Raw genomic sequence first — 22,823 nt, forward strand, 5'->3', positions numbered from 1 at the left:
TATCCATACTCTATTCTGAATAGCGGACGAAAAGCATGTCTAAAAGTTTAAATCCCGAAAAAGCGCTCATATGGCGGATTATCCACCGAGATAATCTCGAGTGGATTCTTCAGCACGGGGTTTACGCTTCAAGCAGTGAATATAAGTCTGATGACTGGGTAAGTATAGGCAGTGAAGAGCTCATTGATAAGCGGTCGAAGAAAGAGGTCCCAATTGCGCCAGGAGGAATGCTAAGTGATTATGTTCCCTTCTATTTCACTCCTTTTTCGCCGATGCTTTACAACATAAAAACAGGGCGAGGTGGTGTAGTCCAACGCAACAATGATGAAATCATCATACTCGTTTCAAGTCTGTACGACGTTAATGAGGCTGGTTTAAACTACGTTTATACAGACAGCCATGCATACTCAGCACTAGCTAATTACTACTCCGATCTGAACAGCATTAGAACGATCGACTGGGACGGGTTCTACCCAGATTTTACGGACACATCCAAAACGAGGCATAATATGCCCATAAGGAGTGTTCATGACCAAACGAAAAAAGTACAGCCCAGAGTTTAAACGTGAAGCCGTAGCGTTGACAAAACAGCCCGGTGTAAGTTGTCGCCAGGTGGCTATAGAAATCGGTATTAACCCCAATTTGCTCAGCCGTTGGCGGCGTGAAGCCGAGCCATCCTCTAAAGAAGCTTTCAAAGGCTCAGGTAACCCCCGCGACGAAGAAATGGCGCGGCTTAAACGCGAGAATGCCCGACTTAAAAAGGAACGGGATTTTTTGCGAGAAGCGGCAACGTTCTTCGCAAAAGAGTCGTCCTGAGATATCAGGCGATAGAGCGTTGCCGCGATAAATTTCCGATACGCTTAATGTGTCGATGCCTGCAAGTGTCACCCAGCGGATATTACGCCTGGGCAGTACGACCGGCCAGTGCCCGTGATGTGGAAAATCAGCGCATTCTGACCCGCATTAAGGAGATCCACGAGGACAGTGGTGGTGTCATTGGCGCACCACGTATGCATGAAGATCTGTCTATTGAAGGTGAACGACTGAGTCTGAATCGGGTTGCCCGCTTAATGGCCGTCAATGGCGTTCAGGGCTGGCCTCGTAAGAAAGGACGAGGCCGAAAGCGACAGGCCGCTAGGCCCGAAGGTCTTAAAAATCATCTGGCACGTGACTTCACAGCGGCAGAGCCTGAAACTAAATGGGTCACCGATATTACCGAGGTGACAACCACCGAAGGCAAGTTGTTTCTGTGCGTTGTGCTAGACTTGTACAGCAAGCTGATAGTGGGCTGGTCCATGCATCACCGTCAGGATCGGTACATGGTCATTCGCGCAGTGGAAATGGCCGTCTGGCAACGAACAAGTAGTCAGCCTGTGATTTTACATTCGGATCGCGGCGCTCAATTTACCAGCGGTGATTATCAGCGTGCTCTCAAATTTAATAACCTGATCAGCAGCATGAGCGCAGTCGGTCATTGCAGCGACAACGCTGCCTGTGAAGGATTTTTTGGGATACTGAAGCGTGAAAGAGTGAATTACCGCCGCTATCGAACAAGAGATGAAGCACGTTCAGACATCTTTGATTATATTGAACGGTTTCATAATCCAAGAATGCGTCGTAGACTGGCAAAACAAGATCAGCAGTTTAGTGCGATTTTAAACCGTCCGTAATAACGGGGTAGAACCCGACCTCATCCAACGGCGTGACTTTAAACGTGACTTCAATGACTTAGGCAAGCTCGATAGATACCAGGCAGAGGCTTTAATCCACCGTCACTTCCCTATTACACTTTTAAAAGGTATTGTGTGTTATGACGAAAAAGTAAAACAATTTATCGAACAAAAAGTCGGTAACTACGGTCAAAATATAAAAGTCATAAACCGCCCAGATTGGTACTTTTGATGCTCAATTATAAGACAGGCAATTTATTAGAATCTGAAGCTGAAGCCCTTGTTAATACCGTAAATACCGTCGGTGTTATGGGTAAAGGGATCGCTTTGATGTTTAAAGAAAGGTTTCCTGCAAATATGGAAGCCTATTCTCAGGCCTGTAAAGAGAATAAAGTGAAGACAGGCAAAATGTTCGTTACTCACACCAACGAACTGGTCAACCCTCAATGGATCGTGAACTTTCCGACAAAGCAACATTGGCGTGCCAAATCAAAAATAGAATGGATTGAAGAAGGGTTAAAAGATTTAAGAGCTTTCATTATTGATAATAACATTCGCTCAATTGCTATCCCTCCTCTAGGAGCAGGCAATGGTGGCTTAGACTGGGATAACGTTCTTCCCCTGATACAAAAGCATCTGGGCGATATGACTGACATCGATATTCAAATTTATCAGCCTACGCAGCAGTACCAAAACGTCAGCAAACAATCTGGAGTTGAGCAACTAACAGCTGCTCGAGCAATGATTGCAGAGCTGATAAGACGTTACTGGGTATTAGGTAATGAATGTACCCTACTTGAGGTGCAAAAGCTTGCATGGTTCCTGCAACGAGCCATACAGCAAGAAGGGAAAGAGAGCCCACTTAGACTGACCTTTCAGCCCAGAAATTACGGACCCTATGCCAGTGACTTAACGCACTTATTAAATCGATTAGATGGCAGCTATTTACAGTCGGACAAGCGTATTCCCGACGCAAAAGCGACAGATGTGATTGCCTTTAATGATAATAAGCGGGAAACCGTTGCAGCTTTCCTACAAGCCGAAGCAACTGAGTTTCAATATGCATTGGACAAAGCGACAGAAATTATTGAAGGGTTCGAATCTCCCTTTGGACTCGAGCTGCTCGCGACAGTTGACTGGCTGATGACTGAGGGGAACGTAAATCCAGACGCGGATAGTGTAATAGAAGCATTAACCTATTGGCCTGCTGGTGCTAAATGGGCGCAGCGCAAACTAAATATGTTTGATAAAAAGGCCATCTCAATTGCTATCACCGCATTAATGAGAAAGCTGCACTAACAAGCCCAAGTAGCTTGCCCAATCGAACTGGTATTACCCTGACTACCCATACTCGATGAGAGTGCGACCCAAACTGTCGCACCATTCCTCCAAACTTGAACCCGTGACATCAATGCTATCCGTGGCATAATGACTGCAAATGAGCGATAACAATAACGCTTAGTATCAGTTGTACGGGGACGTTAATAACAATGACAACGATTAGCCAGGACAGCATCAACAAAGCACTCTGGAACGCTTGTGACACCTTTCGTGGTACAGTCAGTGCCGACACCTATAAAGACTTCATTCTGACCACTCTCTTCCTAAAATACATCTCGGATGTATGGCAGGACCATTACGACCAATATGCAGAAGAGTATGGTGATGAGCCACAGTTCATCATTGAAATGATGAAAAACGAGCGCTTCGTGTTACCGCGTGATGCCGAACTAGGAGAGTGTAAAGGACAGGTTGGATCAGATGGCTGGACGGATTTTTAATGGATAGGCTGAATAAATTTAAATAAGGTGTCGATTAATGGCAAAGATCGGTCGCAATGAACCCTGCCCCTGCGGCAGCGGTAAAAAATATAAGCGATGTTGCATGAGTGGTGTTGGTAAACAACAAGCTGACTTTGTTGATAGCATCGAGCAGATGTTGGCGATGAATCCTGATCTTTCGATGGACGAGCTGAATATTATCGCCGAGCACCAATCCAATAAAATTAATACCACACCTCACAAAGACTTCTGCGGCCTGGCTCCTGGGCAAGTTAATAACTGGCTTTATGCCCCTTTTCCCGAGTTAGAAGGCATCACGATAAATACGCCATCTGATTTAAGCACCAGTCCGGTAATGCGTTATTTAAAACTGATGCTGGAGACAGCATTAGCTAACGGTGGGCAGATTAAGGCGACCGCCAAGGGGAATCTCCCGGCGGCGCTAGTGAAAGAAGCCAGCGCATTTTTACCCGAATTTGCTGTTGCTCCATTCGAGCGGGCCATCAGCATTAGTGAATTTGCAGGCGCCAATGAAGACAAGTTTAACGCACTGCATTACTGCCGTGTTCTTGCTAAAATCGCGGGGATTTTTAAGCTAAAAAGTAATAAGTTCCACGTCTCTGCCTGGGCTAAACACCAATACCAGCGAGCTGGCCTGGAATCGTTTTTCCCCATCATGCTAGAAACAGCCGTTTACAAATACAATTGGGGTTATTTTGACCTTTGGGAAAATGAAATTCCTTTACAGCACTTCTGGCTATTCATGCTGTGGCGACTTCAGCATCATAAGTCACACGAACGGTTGGTGGATGAGATGATTCAGGCATTTCCTGATTTGCTCAATGAACTCTACGAGGAAGAATACATGTCGGACAGAGACAAACTTGCCGTTTTGATTGAATCACGCTTTATTCATCGCTTTCTGCAATTCTTTGGATTTGTCATGGTTGACCCTAGGCGCGTTATTGATGGTAAACGAGTGGCGGCCCAGGTGACCTGTTTACGGTCAATGCACGAGACGTTTAACTTCAGGATTGAATAAAATTAGATTGTCGTTAACCGCCTACTGGTAAAGTAGGTTTGTGATTTGTTGAGATAGTCGATAATCTGAGAACCTTGGTGAGCGTAAGGATCAGAAGCCACACATGATTGAGATAAAAGAAATTATCAGGCCCTTAGAGCAAGGCAGCACTCAGCCCTTTTTATGTGTCGCCGATGATGGCAAAAAATACGTTGTTAAAGGACAACGAGGAGGCACAAGACTCTCTCGGCGAAGATGATGCGTTTGCTTCCGAATTTATCGATGGTCTTCAAGAAGTCAACTATCAACTAATGATGAACTTTGGACAGGAAGTAGCTGCAAACTTATTTATATTCGATCTTTGGGTCCGTAACGGCGATCGTACTTTGTCAATGAAGGGCGGCAACCCAAATGTATTCTATCAACCTGCCGAGCAGCGCTTTTGGGCTTTAGATCATAACTTGGCATTTGATGATAGCTTCGAATTTTACGACTTTACTAAAGATCACCTCGGCAGAGACGCCTGGATACAACAGCGGGATTTATTATCGCGACAACTTTATCAAGATCGCGCGAGTAACTGTCTTCGACAGCTTGATGAAATATTCTCGCTGGTACCAGATGAGTGGGATCTAACAGATGACTTTATGGAACAGATTCGGTTAACATTAGGTCTAATAAACCATGACAACTTCTGGGAGCGGATATAATGAATACGTTATGCATGTATGCCACTGTGCGTTTTATGCCGTTCGCTGAAACCCAAGAGTTTGCTAATGTTGGTGTGGTCGTTTGTGCCCCCGATACCGGTAAAATTAAGTTTAAACTTGCACGTAAGCGTTTTGGTCGTGTTAATCAATTCTTTGAAGACCTCGATGGCAAGTTGTTCGGCAGCACATTACAACTTTTAGAGGCCGAACTTAATCGCCTAAAAGAATTCGCCATAGACAAGCCAGGAAAAGCTACCGCTGCGTTATTTCAGGAGCTGACCCGGCACCGAGAAGGCGTGATCTCTTTTGGGGGAGTTAGCACTGCAGTAGTTAATAACATTGACGATAAGCTCATCGAATTGTACGAGCATTATGTCGAAAGAAGCTTCCTTAGCGAAAAGTATCGCGAGAGCATAATAGAACAAAACATTCGTCAACTGTTGAAACGTGAAAATGTAAAAGACTTTAAGGCTCAAGTGCTCGAAACAAAGCTCAGTGAATTCAAGCTGCCATTCGTTAAAAAAAGTGCTAACAGTACAAAAGTCATTCGGCCTCTTGCGTTTGAACAAAAAACGCCATTAGCAGCCTACGAACATGCAGCTCAGTGGATAGATAGACTCACACGCCTACAACATGAACAGATAGTGTTGCCTCACAACATGATGCTGGCAGTAGAAAAGCCAACAGACAAAGGGTTTGAAGAAGCGTACTTTGAAGCCGTTAACATCGCTTCTCAAAGAGAGATAATTGTCGCTAACGCCAATGATTCTCCAGAAATTTTGAGTTTTGCTAATAACACGTGATTCACCCGGTTTACTCTGACAAGACAAACTCATTCATGAGCGTTCAAATCAAAAAATAGGGGCTATAAGCCCCTATAGCTCGAGTTCAGCAAAGGCCCTATCAGCATCCTCTTGAGTAATGCCAATATAGCGCAGCGCCAGCAACCTCAGATGGCCGAACCATAATCAGCAGTTGCCATTTAATTAATGGTCTTGTAACCATACTAAGGCGAGCATTACCTTCGAAAAGATATCTAACTACAGACTAATTTAGCTGCCAGTAAAACATCCGAGCTTCTTTATTAAGCGCTGTTACGGTAATAGCTTCGTCACAAGCTTTGCCAGCGGCGCCGTAGCAAACGTGCAACGGTAACAAGTGTTCTTCGCGCGGATGACAAAACTCGGCAAATGGTGCTTGTTGCCAATGGCTGAGCTTATCGGCGCGCTCTTCTTCATTTAGCGTTTCACTGCTGCATACTTGCTCTAACCAGTTTTGAAATTCTGCGTTTTTACTATCTGCTTTTGCGTCTTCCGGGGAGAAAAATGCCTTCATATTGTGAAATGAAAAACCGGATCCCAAAATTAACAGGTTGTCATAATCTAGGTTAGCCAGGGCTTTTCCCAATTTCATGTGAGCATTAGCATCAAGCGTATTCATCAAAGACAGCTGCACGCAGGGAATATCGGCTTGCGGAAACATAATTTTAAGAGGCACAAAAAGTCCGTGGTCAAAACCACGCTCCGACTCCCCCACCGACTCGATACCCGCCGCCGTTATTGCGCCCAGTAGTTCCTTAGCCAGATCCGGCTCGCCAGGTGCCGGATAAGTGATTTGGTAAGATTCCGGTGGAAAGCCGTAATAATCATAAATGAGTTCCGGTTTCTCACCCGTGGTTACATGCGGTATATCAGTTTCCCAATGAGCGCTAACGACAAGAATGGCATCGGGTTTAGGCATACGTGCGGCCACACCTTGAAGCACTTTATTCAGGCTCTCATGAGTTTTGTCGCCTAATAGTGGCATAGGGCCGCCACCGTGGGCGATATATAATGCCTGTCTCATCTATCACTCCTCATTTATCCGGTTTACTTCTTAGGATAGAGTCTACACCTGACGTGCAACTTTATGGGGTCACTTCAGAATGAGCGGCTTTTTATATGGAATTGGTGGATCTGGCGGGCGTTGAACCCACAAACCTTCTATATTTATCAAATATATGTGCCATTAATTGACAACCACTTTAAATTTCAGCATTGTTAACGCAACAACTATTAACTTTAAAAATTTATATGTCAAGCTTTGAGCGTTTGGAAGAAATAAAAACTGAAAAATACTATCGAAAACTACAAAAAAAAGACGTAGACGGTCGTATAGCAAATAATAATCGATATCTAATAAACCAAGAGGATCAGTTAGGTTTTGATAGTATAGATGGTGAAATCAACTTAAAATTTAGAGAACGTCGATTTGTAGCAGAGATAATTATCACAGCAAAAGAATTGACCAGTGACTCTCTATCAGTTGTCTCAAAGCTTGCAGGTGAACCTCAATACAAAAAATACGAAGTTAATGAATCAAAAGCAGGAATATTTTGCGATATTTTTTCTTCTTGCGATGAAATACAAATTCGCCTAAAAGACGAAACTCTCATTGAGTCCATAACAATTTATTACTACGAAGAATCTGATTTCTCAGGTATTTTATCTGATATTAGTGATATCCGAGAGGTTATAAGCGAAATTAATAATAAAAAAGAAAAACACAATGAGTTAATAAAAGACAATGACATATTACTACGTCAAATTGAAGAATTAGAAACTCACGTGGCCGAAGTCCGTGGAGAGGTTAAAACTTTTGAAATAGAGCGTGAAAGAGCCGAAGAGCGGTTCAATAAGCTCTTAGATCAAACCCAAACTAAAAATGAAATTATTCAAAAACAGAATGCAGAGTTATCCAGGTTAGACAAGTCAGTCAAAGGCAAGAATCTTGAGCTTAAAAGTTTAAATCGCGAAATCGGTAACTATAACGACACAGTTAAAGGCTATAGAAGTCATAGCAGAAATATAAACTATTTTTATTACTTTGCTATTATTGTATGTTTGATTTTGCTTTGGTGTTCAGTAGATGTGATTATTGAACAAGCCCTGTCATTTTCTGGTAAAGAATTTGATGATCTCGATGACGCGTTGAACTTCTTAGTAGCAAAATTCCCGGTCACTGCCGCCATGGTAACTGTCTCGTTTGTTTTGCTAAGTCTTGCGAAGTATTGCATCAACATTATAAATAATATTAATAACCAATCCTTAGAGCTAACTAAGTTTTCGGTGCTTGCAAAGCATGTAGTAGATCAAACGAATGATGAAGCTAGTAAAGATTTTTCAGTAGAAGAAATTAACAAACAAAAAGCGATGGTCATCGGTGAGTTAATGGCTGAAAAATGGAAGTCAGAATTTTCATTGCAAACAAGCAAAAAAGCTCAAAAAGACGATAGCAGTCCTGAAACTTAGTTAATCCATCGTCCATACCTTAGTACGAGCATATTCCAGTTAGAATGCCCTAACTGGTTCGCTACCCACATATAATTGTAGCCGTTCGAAAGCATAAACGAAGCATAAGAATGCCGACAATGAGACTGTAAAAGATTTTGTGTAAATGACTGATTGCACTGTTAAATCCAATCCTAGTTCATGATCTCGAATTGCGCCATGGCCGGTTTCCAGTTGCGTATGGGCATCGTCCACTTTTTCGAGGCCTGATGCAAGGCCAAGTACAACACATTCATGACGGCTTCGTCATTCGGGAATGACCGCCGCGTCTTGGTGATTTTGCGCAGTGACGCGTTTAGCGACTCAATGGCATTGGTGGTGTAAATAGCTTTTCGGATTTCTACCGGGTACTCAAAGAACACGCTCAGCCGCTTCCAGTTTGCACGCCATGAACGGCTGATGGTCGGATGCTCTTCATCCCACTTTTCTGCAAACAGCTCGAGAGCCTGCTCGGCTTCAGCCCGTGTTGCTGCGCCATAAATCAATTTGAGGTCAGCTGCGATGGTCTTGCGTTGTTTCCAGTTTACGTAGCGTAGCGAGTGGCAAATTTGATGCACAATGCACAGTTGCACCTGAGTTTTTGGGTAAACCGCTTCAATGGCTTCCGGGAAGCCCTTCAGGCCATCGCAACAGGCGATAAAGATGTCATCGACACCGTGGTTTTTAAGCTCGTTCATCACGGATAACCAGAACTTAGCGCCTTCAGATTGTGCCACCCACAGGCCGAGGAGCCCTTTTCACCGTCGGTGTTAATGCCAAGCGCCAGGTAGACCGACTTATTTTGAACAACGCCGGAGTCACGGCTACGAACCACCAGACAATAGAGGTAAACGACCGGGTAAAGCTTTGTCAGTGGTCGATGTTGCCAGACCTTTACTTCGTCCATGACGGCGTTGGTCACCTGGGAAATAATGAATCGCCACTGATTTGCTAGACACCTCATAGCTATAGATAATGGCATAAAAGAGGTGCTTATGAGTAACAACCGATACCCTGAAGAATTTAAAATCGAAGCTGTCCGGCAAATTACCGATAAAGGTTATTCTGTTGCTGACGTTTCAAGACGGCTCGATGTTTCCGTTCATAGTTTATATGCCTGGGTTAAGAAGTACGGTCCAGAAGCAGAAAAACACGCAGCTCAAACCGAAGAGCAGGCTGAACTAAAACGTTTAAGAAAAGAGTTACAGCGTGTCACTGAAGAGCGTGACATATTAAAAAAAGCCGCGGCGTACTTCGCGAAGCAGTCCGACTAAGGTACGCCTTTATTAAACATCACAAGGACTGTTGGCCGATACGTAAGTTATGCCGCTTACTGGACGTCCACCCGAGTGGTTATTATGCGTGGCTCAAAGAGCCTTGCTCGCGTCGACAAAAGCGCGATGCTCGTCAGACGGGTCTTATTAAGCAATTCTGGCTGGAATCTGGTGGCGTCTACGGTTATCGAAAAATCCACAGCGACCTGCGCGAATATGGTGAGCGGATTGGTATCAATCGAGTTCACCGGTTGATGAAACTAAGCCAGCTTAAGGCTCAGGTTGGTTATCGTAAGCCTCGCCACCGTGGTGGTGTCTCTCATATCGTTACGCCTAATAGATTAAACCGGGTGTTTAATACTGAGCAGCCTAACCAGGCCTGGGTAACCGATGTCACCTACATTAAAACCCATGAAGGCTGGCTCTACTTAGCGGTGGTTGTTGATCTGTTCTCGCGACGAGTGATCGGCTGGTCAATGCAGCAACGAATGACAAAAGAGTTAGTTCTTGATGCGCTACTCATGGCGATATGGCGACGAAAGCCTAAACAGAAAGTCGTGGTGCACTCCGACCAAGGAAGCCAATATACAAGCCATGACTGGAGCTCATTCCTAAAGAGCAATAATCTGGAAGGCAGCATGAGTCGCCGTGGAAATTGTCATGATAACGCTGTTGCTGAGAGCTTTTTCCAGCTACTTAAACGAGAGCGTATTAAGCGGAAAATATATTCAAACCGAGCTGAAGCTCGTCGAGATGTGTTTGACTATATTGAGATGTTTTACAACTCGAAACGCCGGCACAGTTCCAATGATCAGTTATCGCCGGTAGAGTATGAAAAACGTTTTGAAAAAACGGCTACTGAGTGTCTAGTGAACTAGTGGCGATTCACAAGAATCTATCGTCCAGTAATTCTTCCATATCAGATAAAGTCGCTCTATGAAGAACGCGCTCACTACCGAAGTAGAGCTTCACGTAGTTACCAAACGCTTCCACACGCTCTATGGATGCAACAGCAACAAAACGGATTTCACCGGGGCGCGTTTTAACAGCAATAATGTTTCGTTTCATGCTAGCCATAGTTAGTCCCTCTCCATGACCAAATCCGCATCAATGCTGTTACCACCAGCCAGCTGAATCGATGTTCGCCCCTTAATTGAGTAATCGTTGTAGATAGCGAATAGCAATGTCGAACTGAGACCAATGGCTATAATCGCAGTGACTAGTGTCCCTGTAGATAACGTCCCAATAATACCTGAGCCCCACCCCAACGGATTCCAGAAGTTGGTGGCAAAGACTCCTGCTGAGCCGACAGCTAACGCAAAAGCACCGGATGATGCTGACTTTAATGTTTTCACGTCATCAGCCAACGAGGCACTTTTTACGGCTATCGTTTTGTCTTGCCTTTCGATAGCTCGCTCGAGCTCTGACTTGGTGTATACGACCGTTACATTCGACATACATGTTCTCCTAATTGACAGTTAATTAACTGCAGCCGTAACTGCCATTAGGTGATATAGGTTTTAATTTCGCTTGGTTGTTACTCTAGGTATACGAAACAAAAAATAGGGGCACTCAGCCCCTATAGCTCTAATTCAGCAAAGTCACGGTCAACATCCTCCTGAGTAATGCCAATATAACGCAGCGTCACAGCCTCAGAGCTATGTCGCAACATCTTCATCACCCTAGCGATATCATTTGTATTCTTGTAAAGGTGATAGCCTCGGGTCTTTCGCATTGAATGAGTTCCAAGTTTAATGCCAACCTCCTCCCCTATCGCCGCGAACGCCCGCGAAACGTAACGGCGGCTAATCGGGGCCTCGTCCAAACCTTTGGACCATTGGTTCCGGTAAGACTGAAACAGGTAGATATGCTCGGGATGCTCTTCTTTAATGCGACCAATAATAGACCGTGCTTTGTCGTTCAATTTAATAGTCGCTTGTTTTGACGTCTTTCCCTCAACCAAGGTCAGACGCTCATCGTGTATATTTTCAAACTTGATGGATAGCAGATCCGAGATCCGTAACGCCAGGTTTAAGCCAACATCCCAAACATCAGCAATTTGCTGACCATAAGTTCGTTTGAGAAGGTAGCTAATCAGCTTCACGGTATCCAGATCTTTAACCGCTTGTACTTCGGCCATGATCGAGTTCCTTTTTTGCTGTAAAACGTGATTTTGAGTACTTAAGAGGGTATAAAGGGGGAAATAGCCCGTTTTTAGTGGGTTTGCTTGTTCCCGTTATTGCAATTTGGGAACATTAGCAATTGAGGCTCACTCGGCATAATATATATTTAAGAATATTACACATCAGTATTACCTGAACGACACAACTCTAAGCACTGAGTCGCCAAAAACTTCTTACCTTCCTCATCGATATAGCAATAAAAAAGCACGCCCAAGTCGGGGCGTGCTTTGCAATTAGCTAAGGCCTCCACTTAGGCTTTTGCAGTTCCATTGAAGCGCTGCACTAAGTAGTAAAGCGCTGGCAGCACCACCAAAGTCAATAATGTCGACGAGACAATGCCGCCGATTACCACAGTAGCCAGTGGTCGCTGTACCTCAGCGCCGACACCGGTATTAAGTGCCATAGGGACAAAGCCCAGGCTAGCTACGAGAGCAGTCATCAGTACAGGTCTTAACCGCTGTTGCGCGCCTTCAAACACCGCATCTTTCAATGGCAGTCCGTCGCGCAGCAGTTGCCGTATGAATGTCAGCATGACCACGCCGTTCAAAACCGCCACGCCCGACAGTGCAATGAAGCCGACTGCAGCGGAAATTGATAGCGGCATATCACGCAGCGCTAATGCGAATATCCCGCCGGTCAGCCCTAAGGGAACGCCTGTGAATATGACGAGTGCACTGCTCAGCGAATTAAACGCACTGTATAGCAGGCCAATAATTAATAGCAGCGCTAATGGCACAACCAAACTCAACCGTTGGGAAGCTGATTGCAGCTGTTCAAAGGTACCGTCGTAGTTAACCCAATAACCTGCTGGCAAATCAACCTCAGTCGTTAGCGCATCCTGAACATCTGCCACAAAAGAGCCCAAATCACGATCTTCAACATTCGCACTCACAATAACATTGCGTTTGCTGCTTTCTCGGTTAATTTGGTTCGGTCCACTTTCCAAACTCAATTCGGCGACCTCTCCCAACGGCACATAGCGCAGCTCAGGGTTGCCGGCAGGCAGATCAATAGGCAGTGATTTAAGCTGTTCAATGCTCTTACGCCATTCTTTGTCGAGACGTACCATTAGCTTGAAGCGTTTATCCCCCTCGTAAATAATCCCTGACTGAACTCCACCAACCGCAGCTTGAACTGCTCGCTGTACATCAGCGACTGTTAGGCCTAATAACGCTAAATGATCACGCTTAGGTATCACTGAGAGTGTCGATAAACCCGTCATTTGTTCAACCCGAACATCAGCAGCGCCATTAACGGTGCGAATGACTGCGGCGGCTGAGTCGCCTAACCGTTTAAGCGTTTGCAAGTCATCGCCATAAATACGAACCCCCAAGTCAGCTCGAACGCCTGCAATAAGTTCGTTAAACCGCATTTCAATCGGTTGAATGAACTCGTACTTATTACCGGGAAGCTCTTGCACAGCAGTTCGTATTTCAGCAACCAGTTGCTCTTTGGTTTTTTCTGGGTTTAGCCAGTCCTCACGCTCCTTTAAAATAATAATGGTATCAGCGACGCTCGGTGGCATAGGGTCGGTCGCAACATCCGGGGTACCAATTTTTGAGAATACCAGTTTAACTTCGTCAAAGCGTGACACCACAGACTCGACATCTTTTTGCATTGCTATAGATTGCTGCAAGCCAGTCCCCGGAATGCGCAAGGCTTGCATGGCAATATCGCCTTCATCAAGCTGTGGCAAAAACTCAGTTCCCATGCGACTCGCCTGAAACATTGATACCGCAAACAGCCCAAAGCCAAGCAAAATAATGACAACTGGAAGCTTCAGTGTTTGCCGTAAAACCGGCTGATACACTTTGCGGGCGGCTCGCATTATTCGGTTTTCACCGTGCTTAATATTGCCACGGACAAATATTGCAATAGCAGCGGGTACAAAGGTAACGCTGAAAATCAGAGCCCCTAAAAGCGCGGCTACGACAGTAAACGCCATGGGATGAAACATTTTGCCTTCAACACCACTTAACGCAAATATGGGCAAGTACACCAGCATAATGATAAGCACACCAAATACCGCAGGGTTAAATACCTCACGAGTACTATGGGTTACTTCAATTAAGCGCTCTTTAGTGGTAAGTACCCGGCCTAAGCGTTGCTGTGCAATTCCAAGCCGTCGCAAAGCGTTTTCAACCACAATGACCGCACCATCGACGATAATACCAAAATCAATTGCGCCCAGGCTCATTAAATTACCAGACACCTTGTTGGCGACCATGCCGCTTACCGCAAACAGCATACTCAAGGGAATAACGCACGCCGTAATCAGTGCTGCACGGACATTTCCAAGCAGAATGAAAAGCACCACAATAACCAGCACCGCACCTTCAAACAGGTTTTTCTCGACCGTTGCAATAGTTTTATCAACGAGAGAAGTACGGTTATACACCGTTTCAATCACCACCCCGTCTGGCAAGCTTCGTTGCACCTCCTCAATTTTATTGGCGACATTCTGTGCAACGATGCGACTGTTTTCGCCAATAAGCATCATGGCCGTGCCCAATACCACCTCGCTCTCGCCCGAGGTTGAAGCGCCAGTGCGTAATTGTTCTCCCAGTTTGACCTCAGCCACGTCACTCACGCGCACCGGTGCATCATCACGTTTTGTCACGACCACATCACGAATATCGTCAAGTGTCTTAAGCTGTCCAGGCGAACGCACCAACCATTGCTCACCATTTTTCTCGATATAACCGGCACCAGCGTTTCTATTGTTAAGATCCAATGCTGCCAAAAGGTCCTGCATGGTCACTTTATAGGCCAGCATACGACCGGGGATGGGAGCCACCTGGTATTGCTTTTCATAACCCCCCACACTATTAATCTCGGTAACACCGGGCACCTTGACCAGTTGCGGCTTAATGATCCAATCCTGGATGGTACGCAACTGCTCGGGCGTATACGCCTCGCCATCGGCATTGGTAGCCCCCTCTTTCGCGCGTACTACATAATTAACAATTTCACCAAGGCCGGAGGCTATTGGCCCCATCGTCGGCTCGATACCGTCGGGTACTCCTCCCCTTACCTTTTGCAATCGCTCACTGATTTGCTGTCTAGCCCAGTAAATATCGGTGCCCTCTTCAAACACCACGGTAACTTGCGACAACCCATAGCGTGAGATCGAGCGGGTGTAGTCCAGCTTTGGTAAACCTGCCATCGCGGTTTCCACCGGATAAGAAATACGTTGTTCGGTTTCTAATGGCGAATAGCCTGGCGCTTCTGAATTTATCTGTACCTGAACATTGGTAATATCCGGCACAGCATCGATGGGTAGCTTTAATGTGCTATAAACGCCCGCAGCTGCTACTAACAAGGTTGCGGCAAGCACCAGCCATCGACGATCAACCGCAAAGCGAATGAGTGCATCTATCATTGTTTACTCTCCCTAATGGCTTTGGCCTGCGCCTTGTTTTAGAATGTCAGCCTTTATCAAGTAGCTGTTTTCAACGACATAACTTTCGCCATTCTCAATACCCGATAACACCTCGGTGTATTCACCGTCAGTTCGGCCTAACTCAACTTCCCTGGCTTCGAAACGATTACCCTCTTTAATAAAAACAACGGGGTTATCTTCTAAACGTTGAACAGCATCATTGTTTATCGCCAAGCTCGCGTTAAAGCTGTCTGTAACGACATCCGCTTTTACGTGCATTCCCGGTCGCCAATGCCCCGACTGATTGGGCAACTCGATAAGTGCGCGTGCAATATGTCCGCCAGTCATTTGTGGCGAGATATAAGACACAGTTCCTTCGACGGTTTTATGATGATGCAAGTCGTACACATAGGTCGTTTGCTCTTCTTCTAACGACTCAATGTTCTCCGGGAACGCTGAAAGCTCTACCCAGACCGATGATGGATCCAGGACTTCAAATAATGGCTTTTGCTCAACCACTTCACCAACATTGGTAAAACGTGCAGTTACCTCTCCGCTAATTGGGCTGATGACTTCAAATGCCGTGCCTGTCGTAACATTCTCAACAACAGCCAGAGTTTGCCCGGCTTTTATGTCATCGCCGATATTGGCCTTTAGTGACGTAACAATACCTTTGTACTTCGCTCCGATATGCACAATATTGTTATTATTGGGGGCTATTACACCGAAAATTGTTTGCTTTACTCGAATGCTTTGAGCGCTCGCTGTTGCCAACGTTAATTTCGCGTTTTCTATTGCTGCATCACTTAAATTGGTATGGGGTGCTTCATGCTCTTCGTGTTTTTTCTCATAAGCCAATACGGGCAGTGAAAAACTGGCAATGCAGATAATTGTAATCAATGTGTTGAGTTTCATTGTTGTACTCCTAAAAACGGCTGTCCGGTCATGCGCTCTAATTCGATGATGTCGCTGTAAATCGCATGTTGACGGGAGATTTTTTCATACTCGAGTTTTGCTAACTCTGTTTGCGCGTCTAACACTTGCAACAAAGAGTGCGTTCCGCGTGCGTAACCCTGTTGAGTTTGTGCGAGTAACTGTTCAGATAGCGGCATCAGTCGCTGGTTTATCTTTTGCAGATAACTTTGGTGAGTTTGCAAACTGTGCACTAGCGATAAAGCCAGTGATTTTAGTTGCTGCCGAACCTGTTTTTGCTGCGCCAGGATAGACTGATGCAGTAATCGGCTTTGTTTTATGCGACCGACGTTAGGGTCAGTGAACTGCAATGGCATCGATGCCTGGACGATTAAACCTACATCATCGAACTCATTATTGTAGCGAGCCCCGACACCAACGGTAATATCCGACTTTGAGTCCGCTGCTAACGCTCTGGCTTGCGCTTGTAGAAGTTGCTCAGAGTCCAGTAAACGCAAATACTCCGGCGCCCGATTAACAGCCGATAACACGTTGGCTTTTTCCGGGAGGCTTAGCGGAAAAGTAAAGTCTCCAGAGACGCGCGTAAAATTGAGCTCGCCTGCCCACATTGAAGCCAGTTCAGCTTGTTGCTTTTTCAGTTTACCGTTCAACTCGTCAGAGAAAGCGTATTGGCGCTCTAACTGTAATTTAATGCGAATAACCTCGGATTTAGGCACCGCGCCAGCTTCTACACGCTCCTGTGCCACTTTTATCAGTCGCTCAGTTCGCTGAATTTGACGCTCGCTGGTATGCGCGACTTGCTGAAGTTTTAAAATGTCATAGAAACGCTGTGTGGTTTCTGCCAAAACCTCAATTTGACGATACTCAAACTCTGCTCGCTGAGCTTTCTCTTTTTCGGTTGCAGCTTTAACTCGTAACTGCCGTTTGTCCCCTAACTCTATGAGCTGAGAAAAGGATACGGTCAATTGTGAGTTACTGATACCTTCTAGCCGTCCTGAGCCGGCAAAGTTTTCTATTTCCGCAGATACCCTTGGGTTCGCTGAAAACTCAGCCTGCTCTATCAGTGCTCCTGCAGCTCGTATTTTATAATCATACTCCAGTAACTCAGGGTTATTCTTGATCGTTTTTTGTAACGCTTCTTTCAGCTTTAAATCTGTCGTCGCAGCCGTCGCCACAGGCACTAGCGCACCTAAGCAAAAGGCTGCCACGAAGTATAAATACTTCATGTTGCTTCTCCATTAACTTATAGGTTTTAAAAAGTCTAAGTTAACGGTTACGCGTTTGGTGGAGGTACAGGGGGTTGGTGAGTCAGGCTTTGGTCAAAACCTACCGAGTTTGAGTTGGGTGCCAAAATAACAGGCACGGCTGAAATTAAGAGGTTATAACCAGTAATGCAACTAATATGAGGTTGTGTTTGTTGTTTACTATCATATATTGATTTATTTAAGTCTTGATTTTCACGCTCAATTTCTAAGACTAAGTCATACGCAACTCCTGCACTCTTTATTGAAGACTGACTGAAAGTACCAGCCACAGGAGCACAGGCAAAAGAGCTATGAATGAGCACAGTCAGTATTAAAAACCAAGATATTTTCATTCAATTACCCTACTCAATATAAATTCCTAATCCATCCAAAATAAGCTCGGCCATATTAATTATTATACTTACTATTTACTTAGAACCCGGTAGATTCGGTATCATTGAGACCTGCAAGTTGCTTAACAGTAATAGGATAACTCCTAGGGTAATTGCAATATCGGCAATATTAAAAACTGGCAATTGCCACGTTTGCCAACCTAGATGAAGGGAGTCGACAACATAGCCACGAAACAGTCGGTCAATGAGGTTCCCAACCGCCCCCCCAAGAATCAGCCCGTAACTAATGCCATCCCGTTTACTTACTTTATTAAAGATCAACCTCGTTAAAGCCACAGACATTAGCAGAGCAACCCCAATAAAAAAATAGCGCTGCCAACCTCCACCATTTGAAAGCAGGCCAAATGCCGCACCAGTGTTCCAAGTGTGTACCCAATTGAAAAAAGGGGTCAATGAAATCGAATCACCGTAAGCTATTGATTGCTGCGTCTGCCACTTGATCACTTGGTCAAAGACTACAGTTAAACCAGAAATTAACAGAGAAATATAGGGCGAAAATCCTTTATCAACGCAGGACATTCAGTTCCCCTTCAGTGCAAAAATGCGTCTTGACCCGTTAAGCACGATTAAACCTGCTATGCTACCTATAATAAGATCTGGGTAATTCGACCCGGTCAACGCAACGAGGATGCCAGCGATGATTACGCCAAGGTTAATCACTACATCATTAGCTGAAAAAATCCAACTTGCTTTCATATGCGCACCACCTCCTCTATGTTTGGAGATAAGTAGAAGACAGATGGTATTGCCAATCAACGCGACAAATGCAATCCCCATCATCGCAAGTGACTCAGGTTCACTCCCGAATACGAAGCGTCTCACAACTTCTGCAAGTACACCCAGAGCCAAAACCAGTTGTAGTACGCCAGCTAGGTGCGCAGCACGTATTTGCATATTAACACTACGCGCTACGGCATAAAGAGAAAGCCCGTAAACTGCCGCATCGGCAAAATTATCTAAAGATTCCCCAATCAAACCAGCAGACTGCCAAAGCAGTCCGGCAGTCATTTCCACCAAGAACAGAAGAGTATTGATGGTGAGCAACCAACACAAGGTGCGGGACTCCTGCTTATCCGAACTTGCCGAAAACTCCTCAGCTTTGATTGCCTCGGAGTCCGCAGCAGTGTCTCTTTCAAGCGAGGCACCCAAACCTAGAGTCTCTAATTTAGAAGTAATAAAGGCTGTCTCACCATCATGTAATACCTTCAGCCGACGGTTTGACAAGTCGAAGGATAATGAATGAATTTCCTCAAACCCATTCAGGCCAAGCGAATCATTCGTTCTTCTGATGGGCAATCCATTTTTGCTACAGAGTAAACGATGAGCCGTTTACCTGACTCTTCGTAGGCATTTTTTGAGTCGCCATTTGTTCGAACCGTATCAAAGGAACTAGCCATCGTATTACTTACCTTAAATATATAGTTTCACAATTAAAAACTATAAAGTTACTATAAGGTCAAGAAATTACTTAACTAGATAGGAAATTTTCTTATGCGTATTGGTCAACTAGCAGACTTATTAGGAATTCAAACCCAGACAATAAGGTTCTATGAAAAAAAGGGTTTGTTACCTTTACCAGCTCGTAGTTATAACGGATATCGAGTATACACTGAAAAACATTACAAAAGACTTAAGTTTGTATGTAGCTGCAGAGCTATAGGCCTTTCATTATCTGAAACCCGCAGATTACAAGATTATCAAGACAATCCACATCAACCTTGCTCAGCCGTTAATACCCTGATTGATGAACACATAATGCACATACGCTCTCAAATTACTTCTTTGCAAGATCTTGAGAAGCAACTCACTTCAATTAGAACAAGTTGTACTGGCCAAAGCAAAGTTATTGCGTGTACAGTTCTTAATAAAATTGATGAAATAGAATCTGTTAGTTGTAACCGAGACGTCTAAATTTCCGGAGGTTACACAACGTACTTACACAATTTTTTAAGGTTGTCCAGCGGAGCTTCGTTAGGCTACTGAGTGTCTAGTGAACTAGTGGCGATTCAGAATGCACTAGTTGAGAACTATTTTTAATTAATGTACCGTTAAGCTGCTTATTTAGAACCGTAGGTAATGATGCTTAGACTCGGATTTTTAATACTGGTGCTTGTTGCTGTTCTGACTCAAATCAGTCAGGCGGTTGCTGATGTGCATCAATCTCACCAGTCCTCTTCTGAGCAACACCTCAATTTTGAGCATGACGAATCCCACATCGATAAGCGCAATCTCCCTAAAAGTGGCGAAATCAGCTTTGACTGCCATCATTGCTGTCACTGCCATGGTTCATTTCATTTATATGCCATGAAGGCTGAAAAAACTCTCGCGTTACCACGAATGGGCACAATACGTCTTGGGTATACTGAGTTTTACACTAACCTTCTATCATCGCCGCTGTTCCGGCCTCCTATCTCCTCATAACTGCCTAATAAGCTGCTTTAGCAGCGCAAGAAAATCATTATTTTACGCAGTAATATGACTGAGGAGTCTATCTATGGGTCCGTTTTCGACACATAGCAAACGCTTGTTTATTGCCGTTAGTCTGGCAATAAGTTCAAGCTACGCCAATGCACAACAGTTGCCCGATCAATGGCAAAAAACTGTGCAGCAACACCCCAGTGTTGAAGCCGCTCAACAGCAGGCTGAAGCGCTGATCCAACAGGGCAAACAATTAAATCAGCCTTTGTACAACCCTAGCTTATCGTCACGCTTAGAGCGTGAGGGTGACATCAATAATTACACTGTTGGCCTAAGCCAAACGCTGGACTGGAGCACTCGCAATGAAGCAAGAGCCAGTCAGAGTGACGCCATGACGGCTATGGCAGTGAGTATTTATCGCCAGTCGGCGACATCGCATGCTAAAACTCTGTTGAATGCCTATGTGCAATGGCTGGATGCAAAACAGCGTTACGCACTGGCCGAGCAACAAGAGAAAATCGTTAAACAGGCGATAAGCTTGGTTGCCGAACGACGTAAAGCCGGTGACTTAGGTGCCGTCGACGAACAACTGACGGTACTCGCACTAAGTCGGCAACTGCAACAAACGGCAGCGGCTTATCAACAACTGCAATCCGCTGAAGCAGAGTTAAACGCTCTGCTAACAACGTCTGATGTCGGTCAACTCTCCATTAATGAGGAGCTATTTAACGTTGAACCTGCGTTAACGACTCGTTGGCAACAACATCCAGCGTTAAAAGCCGCTTACCTGCAATGGCAATTAAAGCGCGCCGATGTCGACTGGAAACGCTCGTTAACCACCGCCAACCCAACCATAGGCGTCGAAGCGGGCGAGAGCGATAACGAAACAGTAGTTGGCTTATCATTCAGCATTCCACTACAGATTCGCAATAACTACAGCGATGCGGTACGCGCAGCCAATAGCGAAGCTGTTGCTGAAGAAAAACGTTTGATTGCACTAAGGCAACAATGGCAAGCAGCACTGAAATCATCTCTTAACAATTATCGTTTTGTGAAAAAACAGTGGCAAAGCTGGCAAAAAGACTTTCAATCTCGGCAGGATGAGTCGATGCAGGTGATTGAGCAGTCCTGGCTCGCCGGTGACCTATCCACCACAGACTACCTCACCGCTGTGCAACAGCAGCTCGATAGCCAATTTGCAGGGATAGCGCTGCAAACACAATATCGGTTGGCCGCCATTGAATGGTTGTACCGTTCGGGCGAACTCAGTAAAGCGCTGACGTTATCGCCGTTAAGCCAGCCAACAAACGCAGAGATTGGAGAGTAAACGATGTCAGTAAAACCTTTATACGCAGCAATAGCACTTGCGCTGAGCTTTTCGGTTATGGCGCAGGATGAACACGGACACGACGAAAAAGAAGATACCCACAAGGAAAAAGGCAAACACGAGCAAGGTGAACATAAGGAAAGTGCAGGCGTGGAGCTATCCAGCAAGCAGCTGTCCATGGCGGATATCACCACGCGAACCTTGCAAACTCAAGTTATTGAATACCCGGTTTATGCTCCGGGCGAGGTGGTTGCTAACGACTTTAATAGCTATATCGTGAGTCCGCGCATCGATTCGACCGTTCTCAAACGTTTTGTCAGTATTGGCGACCACGTCGAAAAAGGTGAACCACTAGCCACCCTCTTCAGCGCCACCATGGCGGAGGCGCAAAGTCAGTATTTGGTCACACTTAACGAATGGCAACGCGTGCAGTCACTCGGTGAGTCAACGGTTGGTGAAAAACGCTTTGTTGAAGCGAAAAACGCCTTTACCTCAGCGCAAGCGCAACTCAAAGCATTTGGTATGTCAGCCAGTGATATTAAGCGTTTAAGTAAACCTGACTACCCTATCGGCGAATACCAACTGACCTCAGAAATTGGCGGGATTGTGGTTAGCGATAACTTCAAGCAGGGTCAGCCAGTCAATGCCGGTAACCACTTGGTTGAAGTTCTGCAAGAAGAAACCTTGTGGGTGAATGCTCGGCTACCGGGCTCAGCTGACCTTAATGTGCAGTTTGGTGATCCTGTTACAGTGAGTGTCGACAATCAGCGCTTTGCGGCAAAAGTCATTCAGGAAGGCCACACAATAGACCATAAAACCCGCACCCGAACGGTACGACTTGCGGTAAATAACGAAAAGGACCAATTACACCCTGGTTTATTTGCGGATGTTTATTTCTCAGTCAAGTCGGATGGACCGGTGCTTGCAGTTAAGGACTCAGCCTTAATGCGGGCATCTGATGGTGACTGGCAGATATTCATTGAGCACGAACCCGGAAAGTTTGAACCGAAGAAAGTCGAATTGGTTGATGAAAAAGGTCCGTGGAAAGTCATTCGAGGCGTTAAGGAAGGCACAGAGTACGTCGATAACGGCGCGTTTTTCATTCGCTCTCAAATCGCTAAAGGCGGTTTTGACCCACATAACCACTAACAGGAGGTTG

21 protein-coding genes and 3 pseudogenes are annotated in these 22,823 nt (G+C 45.3%); 12 read left to right on the plus strand and 12 right to left on the minus strand.

All coding sequences use genetic code 11. The annotated features are described in order from the left end of the window. The first annotated feature begins 35 nt into the window (after positions 1–35). From DEU30_RS04595 to DEU30_RS04630, 7 genes and pseudogenes are all read left to right on the plus strand, one after another. Positions 36–563: a DUF4433 domain-containing protein gene (locus tag DEU30_RS04595; protein ID WP_011234854.1), complete on the plus strand. Its 528-nt coding sequence runs from the start codon at positions 36–38 to the stop codon at positions 561–563. Beyond that, positions 529–1,681, plus strand: a pseudogene (locus DEU30_RS04600) (IS3 family transposase). Before DEU30_RS04595 ends, DEU30_RS04600 begins: the two are co-directional and overlap by 35 nt. Positions 1,682–1,901: 220 nt before the next feature. Then, positions 1,902–2,969 (plus strand): macro domain-containing protein, encoded by a 1,068-nt coding sequence (locus DEU30_RS04610; RefSeq protein WP_011234857.1) that lies wholly within the window; start codon positions 1,902–1,904, stop codon positions 2,967–2,969. Positions 2,970–3,160: 191 nt separating this feature from the next. Next, entirely contained in the window at positions 3,161–3,451 is a 291-nt protein-coding gene (locus DEU30_RS04615; protein WP_016341359.1) for a type I restriction-modification system subunit M N-terminal domain-containing protein, read from the plus strand. Between the two features lie 37 nt (positions 3,452–3,488). Next, positions 3,489–4,493 (plus strand): SEC-C metal-binding domain-containing protein, encoded by a 1,005-nt coding sequence (locus DEU30_RS04620; protein WP_011234858.1) that lies wholly within the window; start codon positions 3,489–3,491, stop codon positions 4,491–4,493. Between the two features lie 173 nt (positions 4,494–4,666). Then, complete coding sequence (locus DEU30_RS04625) at positions 4,667–5,182, plus strand: HipA family kinase (protein WP_011234859.1); 516 nt, start codon at positions 4,667–4,669, stop codon at positions 5,180–5,182. Then, entirely contained in the window at positions 5,182–5,985 is an 804-nt protein-coding gene (locus tag DEU30_RS04630; protein WP_011234860.1) for a DUF3037 domain-containing protein, read from the plus strand. Before DEU30_RS04625 ends, DEU30_RS04630 begins: the two co-directional genes overlap by 1 nt. Positions 5,986–6,229: 244 nt before the next feature. On the opposite strand, the gene DEU30_RS04635 is transcribed toward DEU30_RS04630, so the two are convergent. Continuing rightward, positions 6,230–7,027, minus strand: coding sequence for a class III extradiol ring-cleavage dioxygenase (locus DEU30_RS04635; RefSeq protein ID WP_011234861.1), 798 nt, complete (start codon positions 7,025–7,027; stop codon positions 6,230–6,232). Positions 7,028–7,254: 227 nt separating this feature from the next. Between DEU30_RS04635 and DEU30_RS04640 the strand changes: the two genes are divergently transcribed. After that, positions 7,255–8,472, plus strand: a complete 1,218-nt coding sequence (locus tag DEU30_RS04640) for a hypothetical protein (protein ID WP_011234862.1) — start codon at positions 7,255–7,257, stop codon at positions 8,470–8,472. Positions 8,473–8,645: 173 nt separating this feature from the next. On the opposite strand, the pseudogene DEU30_RS04650 reads toward DEU30_RS04640, so the two are convergent. Then, positions 8,646–9,424 (minus strand): annotated as a pseudogene (locus DEU30_RS04650) (IS256 family transposase); the annotation flags it as partial. A 61-nt stretch (positions 9,425–9,485) separates the two neighbouring features. Between DEU30_RS04650 and DEU30_RS04655 the strand changes: the two are divergent. After that, positions 9,486–10,642, plus strand: a protein-coding gene (locus tag DEU30_RS04655) for an IS3 family transposase (RefSeq protein ID WP_114981137.1) whose coding sequence is annotated in 2 segments (ribosomal slippage) — positions 9,486–9,732 and positions 9,732–10,642 — 1,158 coding nt in all. Because the reading frame shifts where the segments join, the coding sequence is not laid out codon by codon here. A gap of 7 nt (positions 10,643–10,649) precedes the next feature. Here the strand turns inward: DEU30_RS04655 and DEU30_RS04660 are convergent. The 9 genes and pseudogenes from DEU30_RS04660 to DEU30_RS04700 all read right to left on the minus strand — a co-directional run bounded on the left by DEU30_RS04660 (position 10,650) and on the right by DEU30_RS04700 (position 19,316). Further along, a complete protein-coding gene (locus tag DEU30_RS04660) occupies positions 10,650–10,841 on the minus strand; it encodes a LytTR family DNA-binding domain-containing protein (protein WP_011234866.1) in 192 nt (63 codons plus the stop codon). Between the two features lie 2 nt (positions 10,842–10,843). After that, positions 10,844–11,221: a hypothetical protein gene (locus tag DEU30_RS04665; RefSeq protein ID WP_011234867.1), complete on the minus strand. Its 378-nt coding sequence runs from the start codon at positions 11,219–11,221 to the stop codon at positions 10,844–10,846. Positions 11,222–11,343: 122 nt separating this feature from the next. Beyond that, positions 11,344–11,904, minus strand: coding sequence for a tyrosine-type recombinase/integrase (locus DEU30_RS04670; RefSeq protein WP_011234868.1), 561 nt, complete (start codon positions 11,902–11,904; stop codon positions 11,344–11,346). A gap of 293 nt (positions 11,905–12,197) precedes the next feature. Next, positions 12,198–15,329, minus strand: coding sequence for a CusA/CzcA family heavy metal efflux RND transporter (locus tag DEU30_RS04675; RefSeq protein WP_011234869.1), 3,132 nt, complete (start codon positions 15,327–15,329; stop codon positions 12,198–12,200). A 12-nt stretch (positions 15,330–15,341) separates the two neighbouring features. Continuing rightward, positions 15,342–16,244 (minus strand): efflux RND transporter periplasmic adaptor subunit, encoded by a 903-nt coding sequence (locus DEU30_RS04680; RefSeq protein WP_011234870.1) that lies wholly within the window; start codon positions 16,242–16,244, stop codon positions 15,342–15,344. Next, complete coding sequence (locus tag DEU30_RS04685; RefSeq protein WP_011234871.1) at positions 16,241–17,488, minus strand: TolC family protein; 1,248 nt, start codon at positions 17,486–17,488, stop codon at positions 16,241–16,243. The genes DEU30_RS04680 and DEU30_RS04685 overlap by 4 nt, the downstream gene beginning before the upstream one ends. A 47-nt stretch (positions 17,489–17,535) precedes the next feature. Then, the gene (locus DEU30_RS04690; RefSeq protein ID WP_006955685.1) at positions 17,536–17,859 is read right to left on the minus strand and encodes a hypothetical protein; all 324 of its coding nucleotides are present in this window, start codon (positions 17,857–17,859) and stop codon (positions 17,536–17,538) included. Between the two features lie 75 nt (positions 17,860–17,934). Continuing rightward, positions 17,935–18,438, minus strand: coding sequence for a signal peptidase II (gene lspA, locus DEU30_RS04695; protein ID WP_011234872.1), 504 nt, complete (start codon positions 18,436–18,438; stop codon positions 17,935–17,937). Continuing rightward, positions 18,439–19,316: pseudogene (locus tag DEU30_RS04700) on the minus strand (cation transporter). Positions 19,317–19,410: 94 nt separating this feature from the next. Between DEU30_RS04700 and cadR the strand changes: the two are divergent. Further along, on the plus strand, positions 19,411–19,830 hold the full coding sequence (gene cadR / locus DEU30_RS04705; RefSeq protein WP_011234874.1) for a Cd(II)/Pb(II)-responsive transcriptional regulator: 420 nt from the start codon (positions 19,411–19,413) through the stop codon (positions 19,828–19,830). 186 nt (positions 19,831–20,016) lie between these two features. On the opposite strand, the gene DEU30_RS04710 is transcribed toward cadR, so the two are convergent. Further along, positions 20,017–20,202 (minus strand): hypothetical protein, encoded by a 186-nt coding sequence (locus tag DEU30_RS04710; RefSeq protein WP_016341360.1) that lies wholly within the window; start codon positions 20,200–20,202, stop codon positions 20,017–20,019. 211 nt (positions 20,203–20,413) lie between these two features. On the opposite strand from DEU30_RS04710, the gene DEU30_RS04715 reads away from it, so the two are divergent. Together DEU30_RS04715 and DEU30_RS04720 are read left to right on the plus strand one after the other, a co-directional pair. Further along, positions 20,414–21,664, plus strand: a complete 1,251-nt coding sequence (locus DEU30_RS04715) for a TolC family protein (RefSeq protein WP_011234875.1) — start codon at positions 20,414–20,416, stop codon at positions 21,662–21,664. A gap of 3 nt (positions 21,665–21,667) precedes the next feature. After that, positions 21,668–22,813: an efflux RND transporter periplasmic adaptor subunit gene (locus DEU30_RS04720; RefSeq protein ID WP_114981136.1), complete on the plus strand. Its 1,146-nt coding sequence runs from the start codon at positions 21,668–21,670 to the stop codon at positions 22,811–22,813. Positions 22,814–22,823 lie beyond the last annotated feature (10 nt).

It is taken from the genome of Idiomarina sp. 017G (assembly GCF_004362265.1).
Taxonomy (GTDB): Bacteria; Pseudomonadota; Gammaproteobacteria; order Enterobacterales; family Alteromonadaceae; genus Idiomarina; species Idiomarina loihiensis.